The organism is Dyadobacter sp. CY323, from assembly GCF_021390245.1.
Taxonomy (GTDB): Bacteria; Bacteroidota; Bacteroidia; order Cytophagales; family Spirosomataceae; genus Dyadobacter.
Genome location: NZ_JAJUXH010000029.1, coordinates 69,236 through 89,341 on the forward strand (window position 1 = coordinate 69,236; position 20,106 = coordinate 89,341).

Genomic DNA, 20,106 nt, shown 5'->3' on the forward strand with positions numbered 1-20,106 from the left:
ATGGAATTAGAACCACTACAAAAAATTGTAGCGATGTCCAGGTATGCAGTGATTGGGATGGTTTTACAATGCCTGTTTGTCGGACTTTTGTCCGCGACAGAGAGTAGCGCCCAGGAGCAAAGTATTGAGAAGATCTTCATTTCAATCAACCTGAATGACGTTCCACTTGAAGACGTATTCCTGGTGATCAATGACAAAACAAATTTTAATTTCCGCTATGACCAGAAACTGGTCCAGAATAAAAAACTTGATCTGAGTTTTACAACGGCAAGTATAGGCAAGGTCCTGAGATACATTGCAAAGCAGACCAACCTGAGTTTCAGCAGGGTCAATGAAACGATTTATGTTTCGGGTACAAAAAAGCAGGCAGTTACAGAGGTGATGAACCTGAAAGGGACACCGACCTCTGAGTTGACTGGCAAGTCGGATCTGGTGGCCTCTATCAATGAGGAGAGCAATACCGATCATCTTGTTGGAAGTATGAAACAGAGCCTGAGCCTTCTTGCCGTGACGGTGTCCGGTGTTGTTAAAGGCGACAACGGGGAAGTGCTTCCGGGTGTGAACGTTGTAGAAAGAGGGACATTGAACGGTCTTTCCACGGATACGGAGGGCCGTTACAAGATCACGGTAGCAAACAACAACTCGGTTCTTGTTTTTAGCTACATCGGATATACCTCACAGGAGGTAGTGGTTTCAAATCTAAGAACAATCAATATCAAACTTATTCCGGAAAACAAATCACTTGAAGAAGTGGTTGTTGTGGGTTATGGTGTTCAGCGAAAGGAAAGTGTGGTTGGCGCCATCACACAGGTTGACAACAAGGCACTCATGCGCTCGGGTACATCCAACATTACCAACGCCATTGCAGGAAAGCTCTCCGGGGTTTTAACCATGCAGTCCAGCGGCGAACCGGGCAATGACCATTCGGAAATTGTTATCAGAGGGCTTTCCAGCTGGAACGGTTCTCAGCCTTTGATTATGGTAGACGGTGTCGAGCGGGATTTCAGAGACATGGACCCGAATGAGATCGCCACTATTTCAGTATTGAAGGATGCATCTGCTACGGCCGTTTTTGGTGCGAAGGGCGCAAATGGTGTCATTATCGTAACGACCAAGAGAGGAGCAGTCGGCAAACCTAAACTGGATTTCACGGCCTCTTACGGTATTGCCAAGGCAACCCGTATCCCTGATCACATCAGCTCCTACAAGACAATGACCATGTACAATCAGGCCCTGATGAATGGCCAGCAATTCACCGACCTGATCCCGCAGAATGCCCTCAACGAGTACCGCAACCCTTCTACGCCACTCAACGCCCTTCGTTACCCGGATGTGAACTGGTTTGAGCAGATGACCAAACCATTTGCAACGAATGCGAATGCGAACTTCAACGTGTCGGGCGGAACAAATTTTATAAAATACTTCGCCTCGGTGGGGTATGCCTATCAGGGTGATTTTTTTAAGGCCTACAACGAAGGCTACGACGATACACGGTACTGGTACAACCGTTTCAATTACCGGACCAACATCGATTTTAACCTTAGTAAAAGCACGACACTATCCCTGAATGTGGGTGGCGAAACCGGTATTAAGAACCAGCCAAACGATACGCCTTGGAGAAACCTTTATTCGACAGGTCCGTCCAGGTATCCAGCCTACTTCCCTGCTTGGGTGCTGGAACAGGTCCCGGATCCCGATTATCCCAATGACAGCGGAGACAGGCTTGCCATGAACTTCGGTGAGTTCACCGGGAACCCCTATACATCTATGAACCAGGGTTCCTTTAACCGGTACCTGGACTCACAACTGTTCACGGATTTGATCCTGGATCAAAAGCTCGATGGCCTTACCAAAGGACTGTCCGTGAGAGGTAAGGTTTCGCTAAGCACATTTTACAGAAATCGGTCCTTGACGGCCACTTATACGTTTCCTGAGTATCAGTTGAATTACGATAAAATCGGAACCGAGCAAAATCCATGGTTCAGAAACGGGCAGGGTAACGAGATGTTCCAACAAGGGCCACTGGACATTAACGTAGGCGCATTGGAATCCTCCAAAGATGGCGGGCCGGGATACTACAAGGATCTTTACTACGAGTTTTCTACGAATTACAACCGCACTTTTGGGAAGCATAGCGTATCCGGCTTAGCTCTTGTTAATCGTCAGCAAAAAGATAAAACTACACAGTTTCCTTACTATAACCAGGGACTTGTTGGAAGGGGGACCTACGATTATGCAGGAAAGTATATGGTGGAGGTCAATGTGGGTTATACCGGATCCGAGCGCTTCGCACCTGGAAAACGTTATGGCTTTTTCCCATCTGGTGCTGTAGGCTACATGCTTTCTGAGGAGAAATTCTTTAAGAACGCGGTGCCGTGGGTCAGCAAACTCAAATTCAGATATTCCGACGGAATGGTTGGAAGTGATATTGCTGATAACAGGTGGTTGTACATGAGCAACTTTTTTAAGGATAACGCAGGCTACATTCACGAGGATCTTGGTGCAAACCAGGTATCCCAGTGGGAAGAAGCCAGAAAACGGGATTTGGGTGTTGAACTTGGCCTGTGGAATGACAGCTTCACCTTCACGGTCGATATTTTTGACGAACACCGTGAAAAAATGCTGCTTGTTCCACGCAGCGTGACCATGCTGGTGGGTAATTCGTTCAAAGAGCTCAACCTGGGCAGACTAAAAAAGCACGGCATTGAACTTGAGGCCGAGTACCGCAAGACGATCCCGAGCGGACTGGGATTTTTCGTTAAAGGGATTTTCGGATTCAACGAGAACCGCATCCTGTTCAAGGACGACCTTCCCTATGCTTTTGATTATCAGAAGGATGCTGGTAAGCCACTGGGAGCGCAGTTAAGCGGTGTTGAGCTCACAGGGACCGGATATTTCACATCTGTCGATGATATTCATAATAACGTTTCCCCCATAGACCTTTACAAGATCAATGTGGGAGACTACAAATTCCTTGATTACAATGGAGACGGCAAGGTGACCAACCTGGACAAATATCCCATCCCGGGTTCAGACTTCGCACCGATCACCTACTCGTTTTCTGCCGGATTTACTTACAAGAAGTTTGATTTCAACTTCATGTTCCAGGGCAACGTCGGCAAGTACGTAGAATTCAACCAGCCTTACGAAGTTGAGTTCATCAAAGGGGATTGGAGAGTGCACGAATCACAATTGGATTACTGGACCCCTACTAATCCGGGCGCCAATCACGCAACACTTCACTATTCAGGTGGCGGCAGCACGGATAACCTTTTCTGGGGCGGTGGCGAAGCCGACAGAGGATTTGACATCATGGTGGAAAATCGTTTCTGGAGAAATGCAAACTACCTGAGATTGAGAGAGGTTTATGCCTCCTACACATTCAACTCCAATGTGCTCAGGAGAGTCCTGGGGACTTCAAATATTGTGTTCTTCGTGACTGGAAACAACCTGTTCACAATGACAAAGCTCATTGAGGGGGATCCTGAAAGAAAGGACTTTAACCAGGGTTTTTATCCCCAGATGACCACGTTGAAATTCGCAATCAGAGCCGCATTTTAAGTTAAAATATCACTCGCATGAAAAAATATATGATCTTACTATCCCTGCCGCTATTTCTGATCCTTTTTCTTACTGGCTGTGTGAAGGACTATCTGAATGTGGCACCTGAGTCGGGTTTGAATACGGAGGAGGTCTTTGGGAAATACGAGAACTTCAAAAAATACTTTGACGGTATTTACGAAGGCAATAAGGATGACGCGGGCACGTGGAGAGCTTACAACATTAAAAACGCCTTCTCCTTGTACTTTGAATTTTGGGACCAGAAGTACACGATGGAATCCCTCACAGATATGAGCGACATGGGCCGGGTGATGGATTCCCAGGTTGTAAAGAGCGGTTCTGCTTCTGCCATCATCAACAAGATGACATACGACAGGCAAAGGCGCCCGGTGCTGGGTTCTATGTTTGAGATCATCAGGGTTTGCAACACATCTCTTAAAAATATCCACCTGCTCAAAGACGTGAGCCAGGTGGATATAAATGACTTTAAAGGACAGGCGCACTTTATCAGAGCATTCGCCCATTTCGAGCTTTTCCGGTTGTGGGGGCCTATGCCATATATCAATGCTGTGATTGGCCCGGACGACGAGTGGGATATTGCCAGGTTGTCAAAACACGAGACATTAATGCGTATCGCGGCCGATATGGACACGGCTGCAACGTTCTTCGCACAGGCTGATCTGATGCGTCGGGATCCGGGACCCGGAGTTGCAGGCCACCTGAATAATCCCGAGCAAAAACGTCCAAATGGTGTTGCAGCCAAGGCATTTAAAGCACGTGCCTTGCTTTATGCAGCAAGCCCGCTTAATAACGAGCTGGGAATTAAGGACTGGGAAGAAGCAGCCAAAGCAAACTGGGAAGCAATCAAGATAGCTGAGCAGCACCAGTACGCGTTACTTTCCCTTACCGACTACAAGAAGAACTACATTGGAAACCTTTATTCCAACGAGCAGCTCTGGGGCTGGTCTGCCGGAACAAAAGCATATAACGCAGGTGATCTCAATACGCAGCAAAACGGGGTGTTCGGGGGTGGCAAAACCGGCTGGTCGGGAGAATGTCCTACTCAAAACACGGTAGATAAATTTGAAACCAAGTGGGGCGAACCCCTGAACACGGAGGCAGACAGGCAGGCTGCCTCAGCGGCCGGGCATTATAACGAACAGGACCCATACGCTAATCGCGATCCTCGTTTTGCCATTGACATTATCTACAATACCGCACCAGTTCCGGGATATGGTACGGCCAAGATTTACTATGAGACTGTAAATGGTGCGGCCGTATACGCGCAGCTTTTGGACCAGACCTATGCAGGCATCACAAGGACCGGATATTATGAAAGAAAAACCTGGGGTGAGCAAAGTGTGAACAATAAAACGACACCGCAGTATACGGACCCGATAATACGGCTTGGAGAGTTGTATCTGAATTACGCGGAAGCAGCCAATGAGGCCTATGGACCAAATGGATCGGCTCCTGGCGCAACCATTACAGCCCTGGGTGCCCTTAACAAGATCAGAAACCGTGCGGGAATGCCCGACGTGCTGCCAGCTTACACGTCCTCGAAGGAAGTTCTTCGCGACCGGATCAAAAATGAGCGCACGGTCGAATTGTGCTTTGAAGGGTCTCATTACTTCCATGACATCCGTCGCTGGAAAGATGCACCCAAGGTGATGGGCGGAACGCTAATGCGGGTCGATATCGAGAAGGTTGCAGTAAGCAAGACTTATCCCACGGGATATAAGTACGTACGAATGCCGATGTCTGCGGATCGCCAGGTACGCTGGAAAGATGCCATGTACTATTTCCCCTTTAACACCGAGGACATGTACAAGATGAAAAATTTTGTTTCCAACGAAGTTTGGTAGCCTAACCCATTATTATAAACGACATGAGATTGAATACTTTTTATACAAAGCTTGGCTTTGCAGGGCTCCTGATACTTTTTCTTGCAGGAAACGCGACTGCCCAGGTGAAAAGCAGCAAAAAGGCGATGCCTGTAAATGTCAATCTAAGGGTTACGGATGAGCAGGGCAACCCCGTTCCCAAAGCAACTGTTGTGGTGGGTGAGGGATTGATCCATGCTGAAACCAATGAGACCGGCGCATTCGACTTCAAAGCTTTGCCGGAAGATTTTATAACCGTTTCTTCTTATGGATACAGCAAATCGGTTTCTTTGGTCGGGGAACTGGTCGACAACAACATTGTTCTCAAAAAGGCAAAACTTTATATGACGCCGGATGACGACATTCCGATGCCGTTCCTGAATATGCCAAAGCGGCGTGCAACGGGTAATTACAATGTTTTCAGGACCAGTGATCTTGAAAAGTATCCGACCAATGACCTGCGAAATGCCTTTGCCGGGATCGCTACGGGCCTGGAAGTGGTTGAAGGAGACGGTTCTACGGGTTTGAATGCCGAAGAAGAACTGGGGCTTTTTCGTGTAACGGAAAAAGTTGGGATCACAACAAGAGGCTTCAGCCCGATTTTCATCATAGATGACATTCCTACCGACATCACTGAAATGCCACTTGATCCTCAGGAGATCGAGTCGGTAACTGTTATCAAAGACATTGTGGGTAAAGCGATGCTCGGACCGAAGGGAGCGAATGGCATCATCTATATTAAAACAAAACGCGGAAAAGTAAATGAACGCGTCATGAATGTGAATGCGGAGCAGGGCGTAAGTATGGTAGATCGTTTCCCGGGTTGGGCCACAGGTGCCGAGTACGCCACACTTAACAACAAAGCGCGACTTAACAGCGGTTTAGCTGCCCTGTACAACGAAAACGACATTAACGAGTATGCAAAAAGCGATCCGTATAACCTATACCGTCCAAGTGTAGACTTCCGGAAAATGATGCTGAAAGACACGAAAACATTCCGCCGGGCCAACCTTTCATCGGGCGGGGGAAATGAAACAATTCAGTATAACGCATTTTTGGGCTACAACGGAGAGGGGGATATTTACAAAATAGGAGAGAAGTCAGACTACCACAGGGTCAATGTCCGCTCCAATATCGATGTGAAGATCAATGAGCTTATCAAAGTAAAGGTTGATTTTTTCGGTGGGCTCTCTATTCGGAGGTCTCCCAACTATGGCTATGACGTCGATATTACAAACGAAGACGGTAACACAAACACCGCACTTGACCTGGTGGAATTCAATTCGGCCATCAATGATATCACAAACACGCCGCCGATCGCATTTCCGGTTTATGCCGCCTTTGGCGACAGTCCCGTGGCACCCTGGTATGGTGTCAGCTCGAACTACAAGACCAATCCAATCGGTAACCTGATGCATAATGGTTACTATACCGAGACAGGCCGGATCGGTGCTTCCAACCTGACATTTGAATACGACATGAAGGAAATACTTCAGGGTCTGAAGTCGAAGACCTATGCGGGGTTCAATGTCTTTAATAGTTTGCGCATTGGAAAAGCCGAGGATTATATCGCCTACATCGCCACTCCAGGGAAGAATGCTGCCGGTCAGGACACCATCAGACTCTCAAAAGTGCATGATGGAACGGACATGTCCGGGCAGGAAAAACTGCACGATTATTATTCTCAACGTTTTGTAGTCTACGAAAACCTGAGCTATACAAAGAGCTGGGGAGCCCATGATATCCAGGCGGGATTCACCTACTTCCTTTCGAGAATTGCAAAAAATGGCATTGAAGAACCTCAGCGTCAGCAGAATGCAATTCTTACAGGAATGTATTCTCTCAGCGATAAATACATTTTCCAGGGGGTGCTTAACTATGCGGGAACTTATAGTTTCGCAAAAGACAATCGCTACGGAATGTTTCCCTCCGCTGGTTTAGGATGGGTTATTTCCGAAGAAGGCTTTCTTTCACAGATTAAGGGTATCAATTATCTCAAGTTACGTGCAGAAGCGGGTATACTGGGTTATGAAAGTTTTCTTCCTCCTTTTTATGATCTTGATCGCTGGGGCGTGAACTCAACCGGATCGCCTTTCGGACCTTACTCGACTAACCAATGGTTTGGCAGCAACACCGACAACTCCGTGTATCGCACAACTCCTGCCCGTATCGGGAATCCTGATCTCACCTGGGAAAAGCGCAAGGAGCTAAGCTTTGGAGTAGACGCGCTGCTGTTCAATAAAAAACTCTCTCTTGAATTCAACTACTTTAATAATCTGAGAGATGGTATCGTCTCGCAGCTGGCCAATACGGTTCCCTACGTCGTGGGTATTTCAACTTCGCGCCCCTGGTTCAATTACAACAGAACAAGGAACTACGGCGTAGAGTTAGGTCTCCAGTATTCAGACCGCATTGGCGGCCTGCGCTTTGCTGTTGGCGGAAATGCTACGATCCAGAACAGCAAAATCCTAAAATGGGATGAACCTAGATACAGAAGCGCGTACCAGAGCCGGATTGGCCGCCCGACGGACGCTATCTACGGGCAGACATACATCGGTAAGTTCGCCACCGACACCGAATACAGGGCCGTGCCGCAGATATATGATGAAGTCCTGAAAACCGGCGACCTCAAGTACGGCGACATGAATGGTGATGGTATTATTGACGACAACGATCAAAGCCAGATCGGACATTCGGCACCCAGACTCGTTTATGCGCTAAACCTTCGGCTGACATATAACAACTTTGAATTGACGGCGATCGGCACGGGACGTGCTTTTTATGATCTTGCTCTTACGAACAAATATTTCTGGAACGGATGGGGGGACAACAACTATTCAAACTTCGTGAAAGAAAATCAGGACGGCGATTATCCACGTCTGACCTACCAAAAAGTAAACAATAATTTCATTACTTCCAATTACTGGTTGAGAGATGGCGGCTTCTTCAAAGTGCAGAATGCTGAACTGGCTTACAATGTTCCTTTGGCTGCCGGAAACGCAATCGGGGCGCGCGGTGTCCGTCTGTACGTTCGGGGGGCTAACCTGTTGACATTCTCTAAAATAAAGGATGTGGATCCGGAGTCAATCAATTCCGGCATATCTGTCTATCCGCTGTTTAGAACAATCACCGGTGGGGTCAAATTAACTTTTTAATAAGGTACCTTATGAAATTCAAAAGCTATAAAATAAAAGGATCACTTTCATTCCTGCTGCTGGCGAGCATGCTTGTTTCCTGTAAGGACTTTTTGGAGCCCTACCCGAATGGTAACCGCACCACTGAGGACATCTGGAAGTACCAGGATATGGTACAGGGACTTGTCGGTCAGTGCTATGAGAACATGCCAAGAGGATATAATGACAATGAGGGTGTGTATCTGGACGGTGGAACCGACGACGTGGTCATTACCAGCACTACCAACGTGATCACCAGAATGGCTGTCGGAGCACTTCCAACAAGCCAGGACCCCTTCAGAACGTACTGGGACAGGGATTACCGCTCGATCTATCTGGTTAATCTGTTTCTCACGGATCGCCGGGGATATAATACAAGGTTCCTTGTAGATGCCCATTTGGACAGCCTTGTGAAAAATCGTCTGCAGGGTGAGGCCTTCGCTTTGCGTGCATGGTTTCAATGGGATCTCCTTCAAAAATTCGGAGGGAAAAGCAATGACGGTCAGATGCTTGGATTTCCCATTATCACCAAGCCTGTTGACATCAAGGAAGAATCGAATTTTGCCAGAAACACCTACGACGAGTGTGTGAGCCAGATCATTGCCGATTGCGACTCTGCCTATAAATATCTGCCGATCGCTCATCGTGACTTTCTGGTATCCAACGTCAACGACCGTGCCTATGCTGGTGGACGTTACTGGGGGCGTATGGATGGAATCACGACGCGGGCAATTAAGGCGATGGTCTATCTGACATGGGCAAGTCCAAGATTTAATCCGGGAAACGATATGACACGCTGGGATTTGGCCGCCAAGAATGCCAAGGAAGTAATGGATTTTAAATTGAAAACAGATGCGGTTACAAACGGATTTCGTGCTGACAAGGCGGTGAACTGGTTTGATCCGAATTTCGGGGGTATTGTTTTCTCATCGAGGTATAACAATGCAAATGACGCCATGGAGAGAATGTTCTATCCTGGCGGTTTTCAGGGCACAGGCTCTGTTGGCGCTACGCAAGAGCTGGTCGACGCTTTTCCAATGAAGAACGGCTATCCGATCACAAACCCCAAAAGTCTTTATGATCCAGCCAGGCCATACGACAACCGTGATCCACGGTTCTATGCCACGATTTTTCACAACCATGCAAAGGCTGTGAAAATCAACACGGCAACGACCATGTACACATTTGAGAACTGGGTAAACGGCAAAGATGCCGCCGGACCGATTACCAACAGCCGAACCAATTACCATATCAAGAAAATGGTTTTCATGGGCTTGAACTTCTCCGATAACTCCATCAACAGACAGCCGCACTCTAAGTTCAACATCCGCTGGGAGCATATGGTGTTTGCTTTTGCCGAAGCGGCTAATCAGGTTGAAGGCCCGGCAGGTTCCAGATACGGCTTGTCCGCGAAAGACGCAATGGCTTACATCCGTAGCAAAAACAATACGGATGGCGGAAAAGGATTTGCGACGGACCCTTACCTGGCAGAAGTCGCCGCAGCAGGTAAAGTGGCGTTTTACGAATTTATCAAGTCGGAAAGAAGGCTCGAATTTTGCTTCGAAGGGCAGCGGTTCTTTGATCTCAGACGCTGGACAACCAACCTCACGGAGTTGAATAAACCAGTCCACATGGCACGTGTCACCAGAAATGCGGACGGGGCTTTTACCTATAAGCTCGACGAAGTTGTTGAAACACGGACTTATACCTCTGCCTATCTGCCTGTTCCGTTCGACGAGATGCTCCGGATGAGCAAGCTGGTTCAGAATGAAGGCTGGGATGCCTGGAAGTAGGCGCGTGCAGCAGAGGTTTGAAGTAGAAAATTAAAAAAATACTAAAGACGGTTACAGCTAATAATATGAAAAAGATCACATCAGTTTTTCTGCTCCTTACGGTTTTGCTGACTTCCTGTTATGAAGATTATATCAAGGACTTTGATTACGATTCTATCTATTTCATGTATCAGACCAACGTTCGCACTTTCGTGGTGGGCGAGGGCATGAAGATCGAAGTCGGAGCTGCACTTGGCGGAGTTCGGGAAAACCGTCAGGACAGGATCGTGAATTTTGTAATGGACGCCAAGCTCATTACAGCTGAAATACTCGCAGCAATGAAGGCGGGCGCGGGTTACATCAAGGACGCAGTTGCACCGGTCACAACGCTTAAGGCAATGCCAGTAAATTATTTTAGCATTTCCGATAACACTAAAATGGTCATCAAGGCTGGTCAGCATTCGGGTAGTGTAATCATCAAGGCTGATTCTGCTGCTTTCTTACAGGATTCAGCAACGATCAATCCGGTGTATGCAATCCCCTTCTACATCAACTCCGCGGATGCCGATTCTGTGCCAGGGGCAAAAAGATATACCGTTGTTGCCCTCAAGTATGAGAACATGCTATTTGGTAACTACTGGCATGGTGGGGTAACAACTGTAAAGGATTCTACCGGCAAGGTGGTCAGAACTGTTAATTATTATACAACCATTCCATCCCCTGAGATTAAGATCATGAATTTAAAAACTGTGGCGCCCAACGCTTTGGTGACAAACAAGATCAGTGACCAGGCAGGGTCAATGAAGCTTACCTTGGCCGGCGGTAAGATCACCGTCAGCAGGGCAGCCGGCTCTAAAGTTGATATTCAGCCGGACGGAGAGAGCACTTTCAATGAGTCCAGACTACTTCAGGAAAGGAAGATCATTCTTCGTTACAAGTTTGCCAGCGATGATGGTACGACTTCATATGCGCTGGACACCCTTACATTCCGTAACAGGATACGGGACGGCGTAAATGAATGGCAGGACGAGAATCCGGGGCATTATAAATAAGGCTCTGAGGTGTAAAAAATACCTCAGTCCGGAATAAAAAAAAGTCCCGAATATGCTGCGACTGCATTTCGGGACTTTTTAATTAGAAGCGGTACTGCCAAAATTATTCGCGTAGAATTCCTTTAAGTATTGGCCCGTATGATCCGGGTGGCCCCATAACATCACCATTAATCGGTTCTGGATGTTGAGCCCTTTGACAAGTTTTGATTTCCCTAGTTTATAATATCTCCAATAATTGTCAGGACACTTCTTTCATCAACGCTAACTAAATTACTTCCACTCTTTATCGACACTGGTTTCAAATCTGCATCGGCTGAGGTTTTATATATTTTCAGATTAGAAAGCTTAAAACTCTGCGGCTTGATTTCAATTTCCGCTTTCGTTTGCTGCTCATTGACGATAACAGTCACCAGCTGATTGTTGGCATTTCTATAGGAAGAAACAAGCAAGCCGTTGTCTTCGGCGCTGGTTGCAACATCAACCCGGGTTGCGCCGGGGCGCACAAAACGGCTGTAATTGCCCAATGCCCAAAGGATTTTGGAAGATTGGTAAGCGCCGTCTGTTTTGTTTTTATCGATATAGATCAAACCGTCTTTGTAATTGTAAGCAGAAATGGAAGTCCACCAGTGCCAGGCACTTGCATTGGCATTCACAAGATCATTGTGGATCACTTTGGCTACATACAAGGCCGCATCAATGCCCAGGTCTTTACCATTTCCTTTGATCTCACCTTCATTATCTCCTAAAATGCAATACTCAGACATCCAGTATTGTAAACCTGGAACGGCTTTCATCGCCACCGCCAGATCAAGGCGTTTTTTCGCCGCAGTCCCATACGGTGAGGTTGTAAAATAACTGTGAGCGGAAATGGCCTTTGTTACATTGGATAGGTTGCCAATGTAATCCGGTGAGGTTTGCTTAAAAAATGCATTCACCTGATTTCCCCTGCCTTGTTTGTTAAAGTCGGAGGTAAGGTAATCGATCTGACCGGCTTCTGAGACATTAATTTTAGTTGCTAGATTCTTCTTGATCAGCGCTGCGCTTAATGCGCGGACAATGCCTGCGATTTCATTGTTGTAAAACGGCGTTCCTTCCTGGCCTGCGTCGCTCCAATCCCATTGCGGTTCATTAACCGGACTGATATGGTTAATGGTTACGCCGGTTTTCTTCTGAATTCCGCTCACAACTTCCGCCATGAAATCGGCATAGCGAACAAAATTGTCCGCTGTCAAATTGGGTTTACCATTGTTTGCATACCCTTTTTTGTTCACCGTAAACTGAACCGGCGGGCTATTTGGGAACACCAGAAAGTCATTCACGCCGCGTTGCTTCGCTGCATTCAAAAACCAGACCTGACCGGCTTGTTTGTTCCAATCATAGCTTCCGTCGGTATTCATAAACGATTCCGCACGGCGCCATTCGTCTTTAATGTCGCTGGCGGCTCCCTGCTCGGCTGTGCCGGCGCCGATGTTGAAGCGCCAGAGTGAGAGTGCAATGCCTTTCGGCTGTCCGTCTGCCAACGTGTCGCTGCTGAAAAGCAGATCGGCGATCCCGTTTCTTTTTGCATCAGGCCAGTTTCCTACAAATTGGCAGGCCCAGGCGTCCGAGCCTCCGAAGTGGCTGATGGTCTGGTATGTTTTTCCCAAGTCAATGGTTAATGTAATGGGTTTAACGGCTGGCTTGCTTGCCGGATCTTCCGCCGCGGAGCAGGAAGCGGAAAGAAAGCTGAATATAAGCGCAAAAATTCCTTTGTTAAATTGACTCAAAATCGGAATGGTTTAGGGATGAAAAAAGAGCTGAGCGGAAGCCCGCTCAGCTAACAAGATATTAATACCCGGGATTTTGTTCAAGCCTGTTGTTCGAAGCCTGGATTTCCGAGCGGGGAATGGGCAGCCAGTACTGCTTATCGGTGAAAGATTTGCCGGTTAATGCTTCTTTCAATTTGTAGGTAAATGCATTCCCGCTTTTGCCAATTTCAATCCCGTAAGCAGGAACATTCTCCGTTTGTGGCGCGATTTTCCATCGGCGCACATCATAGTAACGATGTTCTTCAAACGCCAGCTCCACCCGGCGTTCATTACGAATCCGATCACGCATTTGAGCTTGGGTCAGTCCGGCAGGAATCACGGGCATTAACACTCCCGGACGGCGCCTGATCGCATTAATTGCATTGTAAACCGACGCATCGGGACCAGAAGCCTCATTCTGCGCTTCCGCATAATTCAGCAAAATTTCGGCATAACGGAAGTAAATCCAGGTTTGCGTCCCGGCCACATCCCATGGGTTGTCGATCGGCAACGCATCATTCATGAATTTCTTCAGATAATAGCCCGTCTTGGATGTATTCCAATTGGACGGGCCGTCTTTGCTGTCTTTTCCACCTGGCGTGAAAGTTTCGATTGTGCTGCCGCGGTAAGGCGCTCCATTGTAGAGAATGGTCTCGTAAAATCTTGGATCGCGGTTTTTGTAGGGATCCTGTGGATTATAGCTTGTTTTCGGATCGGTGATTTTGGTCCCGTCCATCATTTCGTAATCATTTACAAGATTTTGAACAGGCACATTGCCGCCCCACGCATTGTAACTGTTTGGCCCGTTGGCAATTTCCAAAGTTACGTGACGTGCGCCGTTAGCATACAAGCGTCCAAGAATGATCTCGGGATTGTCATTTGTGATAAATAATTTACCATAACCGCCTGTGTACAGACTGTATTTATTCAAATCCATCACCGCTTTTGCCGCAGCGGCAGCCTGCGTCCAGGTTGCAGCATTGTAAAGCGGGCTTGCACCGTAAAGCAATATTCTGGCTTTTAGCGACAATGCGCCGCCTTTTGTAACGCGGCCCAATTTCCAAACAGCATTGTCATTGTCCAGCGGCAGCAATGCAGCCGCCTCGTCCAGTTGAGAGGAAATGTAATCGATGCCAGCCTTAATGTCTGAGCGGTTGAACAGCTCCATATTGGTCAGGTCATCGCTAAGCTCGTACACTTTATCACCAAGCAAAACCACTTCGCCATAGTTACGCACCAGGTCTTGATAACGGAATGCGCGGAGAAATTGCAGCTCGCCTTTCAATCGGCTTTTTCTACCAGCGCTCATCGGCACCTGGTCAATATTTGCCAGCGCATAATTGATCTCGCGGATGCTTCTGTAACTCCTGCCCCAGATCGTTCCGGCAATCCCGGTGTTTTCAGGAGCAATTTGTCCGCGCTGCACCAGCCAGGTATTGTCATCATTGTTATAAATGGATTCATCCGTCAGAGACGACCACATCGCATATTCAAATCCCCGTCCGAAGCCCGGCAATGTTCCTTCCGCTTCTTTTTCAGTCAAACGCGTTCCCAAATACCGGTTGATCACGTAAGCTTCGAAAAGCACTGAATCGGTAAGAATGGCGGCATCCGAAACCCGGTCCGTAGGTACTACGTCGAGCAAATTCTCCTTACAGCCCACGAACGTCATGGTTGCGGCCAGCAGAAGGGATGCGATAGATATGTTTTTTACTTGCTTTATCATGGTTCAATTTGAATTAAAATCTAATGTTTACACCCAGGTTCAAAATGCGCTGCTGCGGATAGAACTGGCCGCTGGTGCTGTTTCCTTCCGGGTCATAATCTTTCACGCCCGTGATCGTAAAGAGGTTAAATGCACTTGCATACACACGAAGCGAAGCAATTTTCAGCTTGCTCAGAGCATCCTTGGGCAGGGTGTAACCTACTTCGATGTTTTTCAACCGAACAAATGATGCGTTGTCCAGCCAGAATGTGCTGCCATACAAACCGCCATTTACCGAAGACGAAGACCGTGTGTCTACACGAGGATAAGTACCTTCCGGATTAGTCGGGCTCCAACGGTTGTCGGCCCAGCTGCTGTAAAAGTTTCCTACCTGACCAGATTCCGGGAGCACATATTGGCTCACCATTCCTTGTCCGGAGAATACGATCGACGCGTCAAAAGCTTTGTAACCTGCATTGAAAACCATTCCGTATGTCAGAAGAGGCACATTTCCATATGGCGTCCGGGTTTGATCGTCTGCTGTTATTTCGCCGTCTCCATTGTGGTCTTCGTAAATTAGGTCACCAACCTGCGCGCCTTTCAAGTGCGGAAATTTGTCCAGATCAGCCTGTGTGCGGAAGATGCCGATTGAGTTGTAAAGCAGATAAGTGTAAAGTGGGTTGCCGGTTTGGCGCTGGTAATCCAGCACGCCAGGTGCCTCGTCTATAAATACGATTTTGCTTTTGGCGTACGTTACGTTTCCCGAAATGCTGTAACGGAACGTTCCTGCGCGCGAGTAGCCCAATGTGGCTTCTACGCCGGAACTGTTTACTTTTCCAATGTTCTGGTCAGGCACCAATGCGGCTGATCCATAAGGGTTTACGATCCCAGAAGTGTTTGGAATCGATGCATTTCTTGCCGCAAGAATATCGGACCTTTTTTGTTGGAAATAAATGAATTCGAGGTTAAAGTGTTTGAGAAAAACAGCGTTGATACCCAGGTCCATTTTCTTGGCAACTTCCCAGGTAATGTCCGGGTTAGCCAATTTTGTCAGGTCGATCCCGGGCGTGATCACATTGGAGCCCAGCACATATTGGTTATTGAAAGAATAATTGTTGTAATACTGAAACTGGCCCACATTATCGTTACCCAATGAACCATAAGAAGCCCTGAATTTGAGATCATCGATAAAGCTGACGCTGTTTTTAAACCAATCTTCTTCCGAAAGCCGGTAACCTACTGAAACAGATGGGAAAAATCCGAATTGCTTGCCTTTTGGAAAAACAGAAGAACCATCCACACGGGCCTGAATCTCAGCCAGATACTTTTCGCTGAAATTGTAAGCAAAACGTCCGATGAAACTCTTACGCGTAAAATTATAACTGCTTCCTGAGTTGTTTTTATCCGTCGCAGCTGCGCCGCCTTGCGAAAGTTCAGGCGTGGAAACGGTGGGGAAGTTGATGCGGGAAGCGCCGAAGGTTACATTATTGAGCTTGTTTTGCTCGTAAGCCACAAATGCATTCACATTATGCTTGCCAAACTGGCGCAGATAACTCAACCGCAAATTCTGCGTAATGTTGGTAATGTTAATTTGCGTTTGGGTTAATGACGCCGCTCCTGCCGAGCCGCCCGTGACCACCGGTGTGTAGGCCGATGAGGTCTGGTCGTAACCATACAAGGTGTAAGGTGTGCTGAAATTTTTGGTGAAATTGAATGATTTATCGACTGAATAAAAACCGTCTGCCGACAGACCTTCAACAAAAGGCAAGTGGTAAGTAGCCCGTACAATCCCGTTGAAAACCGAGGTTGGATTGCTGTTGATGCCGCCCATATCTGTTCCTAATACAACCGGATTGCTGTTTTCAACACCTGTTGAGTAGTAGCCATTTGGGTAGCGTGCAACAACTGTTGGGTAAGCACGGTAAATGGAACGGAATGTGTTTCCAGCCGACGATACGGGGAACTGCCTGTTTTCCTGACGGCCTGAAAGTGAAAGACTTACTGACAAATCCTTGGTGACATTCGCGTCGATGTTCGAGCGGAAATTATACTGTTTGTACTTGGTTGCACCCTGTTTGTATAAACCATCCTGATAAATCATCCCCATTGAAACATAGTATTTCACATTCTCCGTCCCACCATTGATGCCCAGGTTATGCTGGTTTTGCAAAGCGAAATTTTTCAACGTTTCTTTCTGCCAATCGGTGTTTGGATAATTCAATGGGTCAGAACCGTTGCGGTATTTCTCAATTTCTTCCGCGGTGTAAAACTGGTTCATGCCACCAGCCGGATTATTGTAATAATCGATTTCGTTCAGGATTGTCGCATAGGTAGGCGAATCGGCAAGTTTGGGCAGACGTGTGGGCGATGAAAATCCCTGGTTGAAGCTGTAAGAAATCACCGGTTTTCCGGTTGTCCCCCTTTTTGTAGTAACCAAAATCACCCCATTCGCCGCGCGGCTTCCATAAACCGCAGCCGACGCATCTTTCAGAATGGAAATGCTTTCAATGTCATTTGGATCCAGACGTTCTAAGCCGCCCACCTGACCAGGAATTCCATCTACAACGACCAGCACATCATTGTTTCCGGTCGAAGCAAATCCGCGGATCGTATAGCTTGAACCATCATAACCCGGTTCGCCGCCGCGGTTATTAGCAACAAAACCAGAGAAGCGGCCAGCCAGTGAATTAGAAAGGTTAGGCTGCGGACTCTTCACAATGTCAGCACCTTTTACTTCCGAAACCGAGCCAGTTAATGTTGCTTTTTTCTGCGTTCCGTAACCTACAACGACGATTTCGTCCAGGGTTCTGTCATTAGTAAGTAGCTGCACATCAATCACGCTGCGATTAGTGACCGCAACTTCCTGATTGACATAGCCTATATAGGTGTAAACAAGCGTTCCGTTGCCGTCCGACAGGCTAAGTGAATATTTTCCGTCCACGTCCGTGGTTGTTCCCGTTGAGGTTCCCTTTAGAATGACGCTGGCACCGGGAAGCGTCTCACCGTTATCTGCGGTCACCGTACCCTTCACCACGAAGGTTGTTTGGGCAGTGCTGCACAAAGATATCATGCCGAGCAGGAGCACGAGGATCATTCGCGTGACGCGCACGTTCCCAAGCAATAAGCCGGGAAACGCACTGCTTTTCTGAAAAGATTTCTTCATAAATAGATTGTAAATGAATGATTAATTGGCTGTCTGGTCGAAAATTACGGGGTTAGCAGATTTATAAACCGACCAATCAAAAGTATGATTATTTGTATGTGAGAGACGGGGGACATTTTCACATTAAAGAGGGGGCAAATCAATAACAAAGCCCGGATTCGTTAAAACCCCGGGCTTTTTGATAAAAAACTTGCTACCGTATAGTGTTATTGTGCTATTGTGGCTCAAAAATCTTCAATTATTCAATTTGTTCTGAAAGACGCCCCGGTTCATTTGGACGCTCACATGGAAGGGATTTCTGAACTTCTTGATATATTCGGAAGGCTTCATTCCGAACAATTTGCTGAAGTGCTCGCGGAAATATTTAATGTCGTTGATCCCCACCTGGTAAGACACCTCAGAAATAGTAATGTCGGTAGTTATCAGAATTTGCGCGGCACGGCGCAGGCGCAGGAAACGGATAAATGCATTGGTAGATTGGCCGGAAATAGACTTGATCCGGTTGTAGATGGTGGAGTGGCTCATGCCCAGTTCAGCCGCAAGAACTTTGATCGAAAAGTCGGGATCGGTGAGGTGGTTTTCAACAACGCGGATGCATTCTTTAAGAAAATCCTTGTATTCGGAGGAAATCTTAAAATCACTGGCCTGCAATGTAATCTCGTTGTAAAAATAGCGTTGCAGGTCGCTGCGGTTTTTCAGGATTGCATTCACGCGCGCTACCAGCATTGCTTTGTCAAATGGCTTGCTGATATAATCGTCGGCGCCGCCTTCAATGCCTTTCAGCCGCGATTCCTGCGAAGTGCTGGCAGTTAATAAAACCACCGGGATGTGACTTAATGTTACGTCGGCTTTCATCTGAGCGCACATATCAATGCCGCTAATGCCGGCCATCATCACGTCGCTGATCACAATGTCGGGCATGTGCTTCCGAACAAGTGCGAGCCCATCTTCTCCGTTCTCAGCCTGCAAAAGCTTGAAATCGGCTGCAAATGCTTGTCCGATGTATTGACGAATGTCCGCGTCGTCGTCCACAATGAGCATTGATTTGATGTCGGAACTTAGCTCGTCCATGATCATTTGCTGGCTTGGAATGGTCGTTGAACCAAGCAAAACATCATCTTCTGAAAGCTCCTCTAACAAAACCGAATTGCTTTCTGAGGAATCCGCTTGCGTGTGATTCGCGGACAATGCAGGATGGGATTTAGGAAGGATAACTTTGAATGCAGTGCCTTTCCCCGGCTCCGATTCGAACGTGATTTGGCCGAAGTGACTGTCAACAAATGTTTTGGTAAGATAAAGTCCAATCCCGAAACCACCTTTCGATGGCGAGCGGTTGTCTTGAAATTGGTGAAAAACAGAATACACGCTGTCCCTGGCTTCCTCCGGAATTCCTTGTCCGGTATCCGTTACTGTGATTTCAACCTGCTCATCCAATTCATTGATTTCCATTCGCACGCTGCCGTTTCTGGGCGTGTATTTGATCGCATTGGAGATCAGGTTGAAGAGTGCAATCTCTATTTTCTCGCGATCTGCAACGATCTCAATGCTGTCGTTGCTGCTGTTAAATCGATAGGTAATATTCCTTTGTTCAGCCTGATGCGTAAAATGCTGGAAAACTTCATATGCCAGTTTTGTAATGTTGCAGATCACCGGGTTCAGCTTGTCCGCGTGCAGATCAGCCTTCCTGAATAGTAGTAGCTGATCCACAAGGCTCAAAAGTCTTTTTGCATTTCTGTGAACGACATTCAGGCTTTCCTGATCTGCGCTGCGCTGATCCATCCGTAGTAAAATCTCGCGTACCGGATTGATAATCAGCGTTAAAGGTGTTCTGAACTCGTGAGAAATGTGGGTGAAAAAGGCGAGCTTTTTCTCGTTTAGCTCTTTTTCTTTTTGTTGTCTAGTCCTAAAATAAGTTGACACAAATTCAACTTATTATGGGAAGTGTCTCATTATCAAGAAAGAAGCGTAGTCAGCGTGACTACAATTTAGCCTTTAAATTGTCGGTCATTA

The 20,106-nt window shown here is 47.2% G+C and carries 9 protein-coding genes; 5 read left to right on the top strand and 4 right to left on the bottom strand.

Annotation, left to right across the window (positions count from 1 at the left end):
- From LZG72_RS27035 to LZG72_RS27055, 5 genes are all read left to right on the top strand, one after another.
- Positions 1 to 3,561: a SusC/RagA family TonB-linked outer membrane protein gene (locus LZG72_RS27035; RefSeq protein ID WP_233878275.1), complete on the top strand. Its 3,561-nt coding sequence runs from the start codon at positions 1 to 3 to the stop codon at positions 3,559 to 3,561.
- A gap of 17 nt (positions 3,562 to 3,578) precedes the next feature.
- The gene (locus tag LZG72_RS27040; protein WP_233878276.1) at positions 3,579 to 5,426 is read left to right on the top strand and encodes a RagB/SusD family nutrient uptake outer membrane protein; all 1,848 of its coding nucleotides are present in this window, start codon (positions 3,579 to 3,581) and stop codon (positions 5,424 to 5,426) included.
- A gap of 23 nt (positions 5,427 to 5,449) precedes the next feature.
- Positions 5,450 to 8,599: a SusC/RagA family TonB-linked outer membrane protein gene (locus tag LZG72_RS27045; protein WP_233878277.1), complete on the top strand. Its 3,150-nt coding sequence runs from the start codon at positions 5,450 to 5,452 to the stop codon at positions 8,597 to 8,599.
- 11 nt (positions 8,600 to 8,610) lie between these two features.
- Positions 8,611 to 10,410, top strand: coding sequence for a RagB/SusD family nutrient uptake outer membrane protein (locus LZG72_RS27050; protein ID WP_233878278.1), 1,800 nt, complete (start codon positions 8,611 to 8,613; stop codon positions 10,408 to 10,410).
- A gap of 65 nt (positions 10,411 to 10,475) precedes the next feature.
- Positions 10,476 to 11,441: a DUF1735 domain-containing protein gene (locus tag LZG72_RS27055; protein ID WP_233878279.1), complete on the top strand. Its 966-nt coding sequence runs from the start codon at positions 10,476 to 10,478 to the stop codon at positions 11,439 to 11,441.
- Between the two features lie 212 nt (positions 11,442 to 11,653).
- Here LZG72_RS27055 and LZG72_RS27060 read toward each other — a convergent pair whose 3' ends face one another.
- From LZG72_RS27060 to LZG72_RS29375, 4 genes are all read right to left on the bottom strand, one after another.
- The gene (locus LZG72_RS27060; protein WP_233878280.1) at positions 11,654 to 13,207 is read right to left on the bottom strand and encodes a glycoside hydrolase; all 1,554 of its coding nucleotides are present in this window, start codon (positions 13,205 to 13,207) and stop codon (positions 11,654 to 11,656) included.
- Between the two features lie 61 nt (positions 13,208 to 13,268).
- The gene (locus tag LZG72_RS27065; protein ID WP_233878281.1) at positions 13,269 to 14,954 is read right to left on the bottom strand and encodes a RagB/SusD family nutrient uptake outer membrane protein; all 1,686 of its coding nucleotides are present in this window, start codon (positions 14,952 to 14,954) and stop codon (positions 13,269 to 13,271) included.
- Between the two features lie 13 nt (positions 14,955 to 14,967).
- A complete protein-coding gene (locus LZG72_RS27070; protein WP_233878282.1) occupies positions 14,968 to 18,096 on the bottom strand; it encodes a TonB-dependent receptor in 3,129 nt (1,042 codons plus the stop codon).
- A 234-nt stretch (positions 18,097 to 18,330) separates the two neighbouring features.
- On the bottom strand, positions 18,331 to 20,016 hold the full coding sequence (locus LZG72_RS29375) for an ATP-binding protein (protein WP_233878283.1): 1,686 nt from the start codon (positions 20,014 to 20,016) through the stop codon (positions 18,331 to 18,333).
- Positions 20,017 to 20,106: the final 90 nt, after the last annotated feature.

Bases quoted from the DNA above. Each gene is read 5' to 3' on its own strand.
- LZG72_RS27035 (WP_233878275.1), top strand. From the start codon at position 1: ATGGAATTAGAACCACTACAAAAAATTGTAGCGATGTCCAGGTATGCA.
- LZG72_RS27040 (WP_233878276.1), top strand. From the start codon at position 3,579: ATGAAAAAATATATGATCTTACTATCCCTGCCGCTATTTCTGATCCTT.
- LZG72_RS27045 (WP_233878277.1), top strand. From the start codon at position 5,450: ATGAGATTGAATACTTTTTATACAAAGCTTGGCTTTGCAGGGCTCCTG.
- LZG72_RS27050 (WP_233878278.1), top strand. From the start codon at position 8,611: ATGAAATTCAAAAGCTATAAAATAAAAGGATCACTTTCATTCCTGCTG.
- LZG72_RS27055 (WP_233878279.1), top strand. From the start codon at position 10,476: ATGAAAAAGATCACATCAGTTTTTCTGCTCCTTACGGTTTTGCTGACT.
- LZG72_RS27065 (WP_233878281.1), bottom strand. From the start codon at position 14,954: ATGATAAAGCAAGTAAAAAACATATCTATCGCATCCCTTCTGCTGGCC.
- LZG72_RS27070 (WP_233878282.1), bottom strand. From the start codon at position 18,096: ATGAAGAAATCTTTTCAGAAAAGCAGTGCGTTTCCCGGCTTATTGCTT.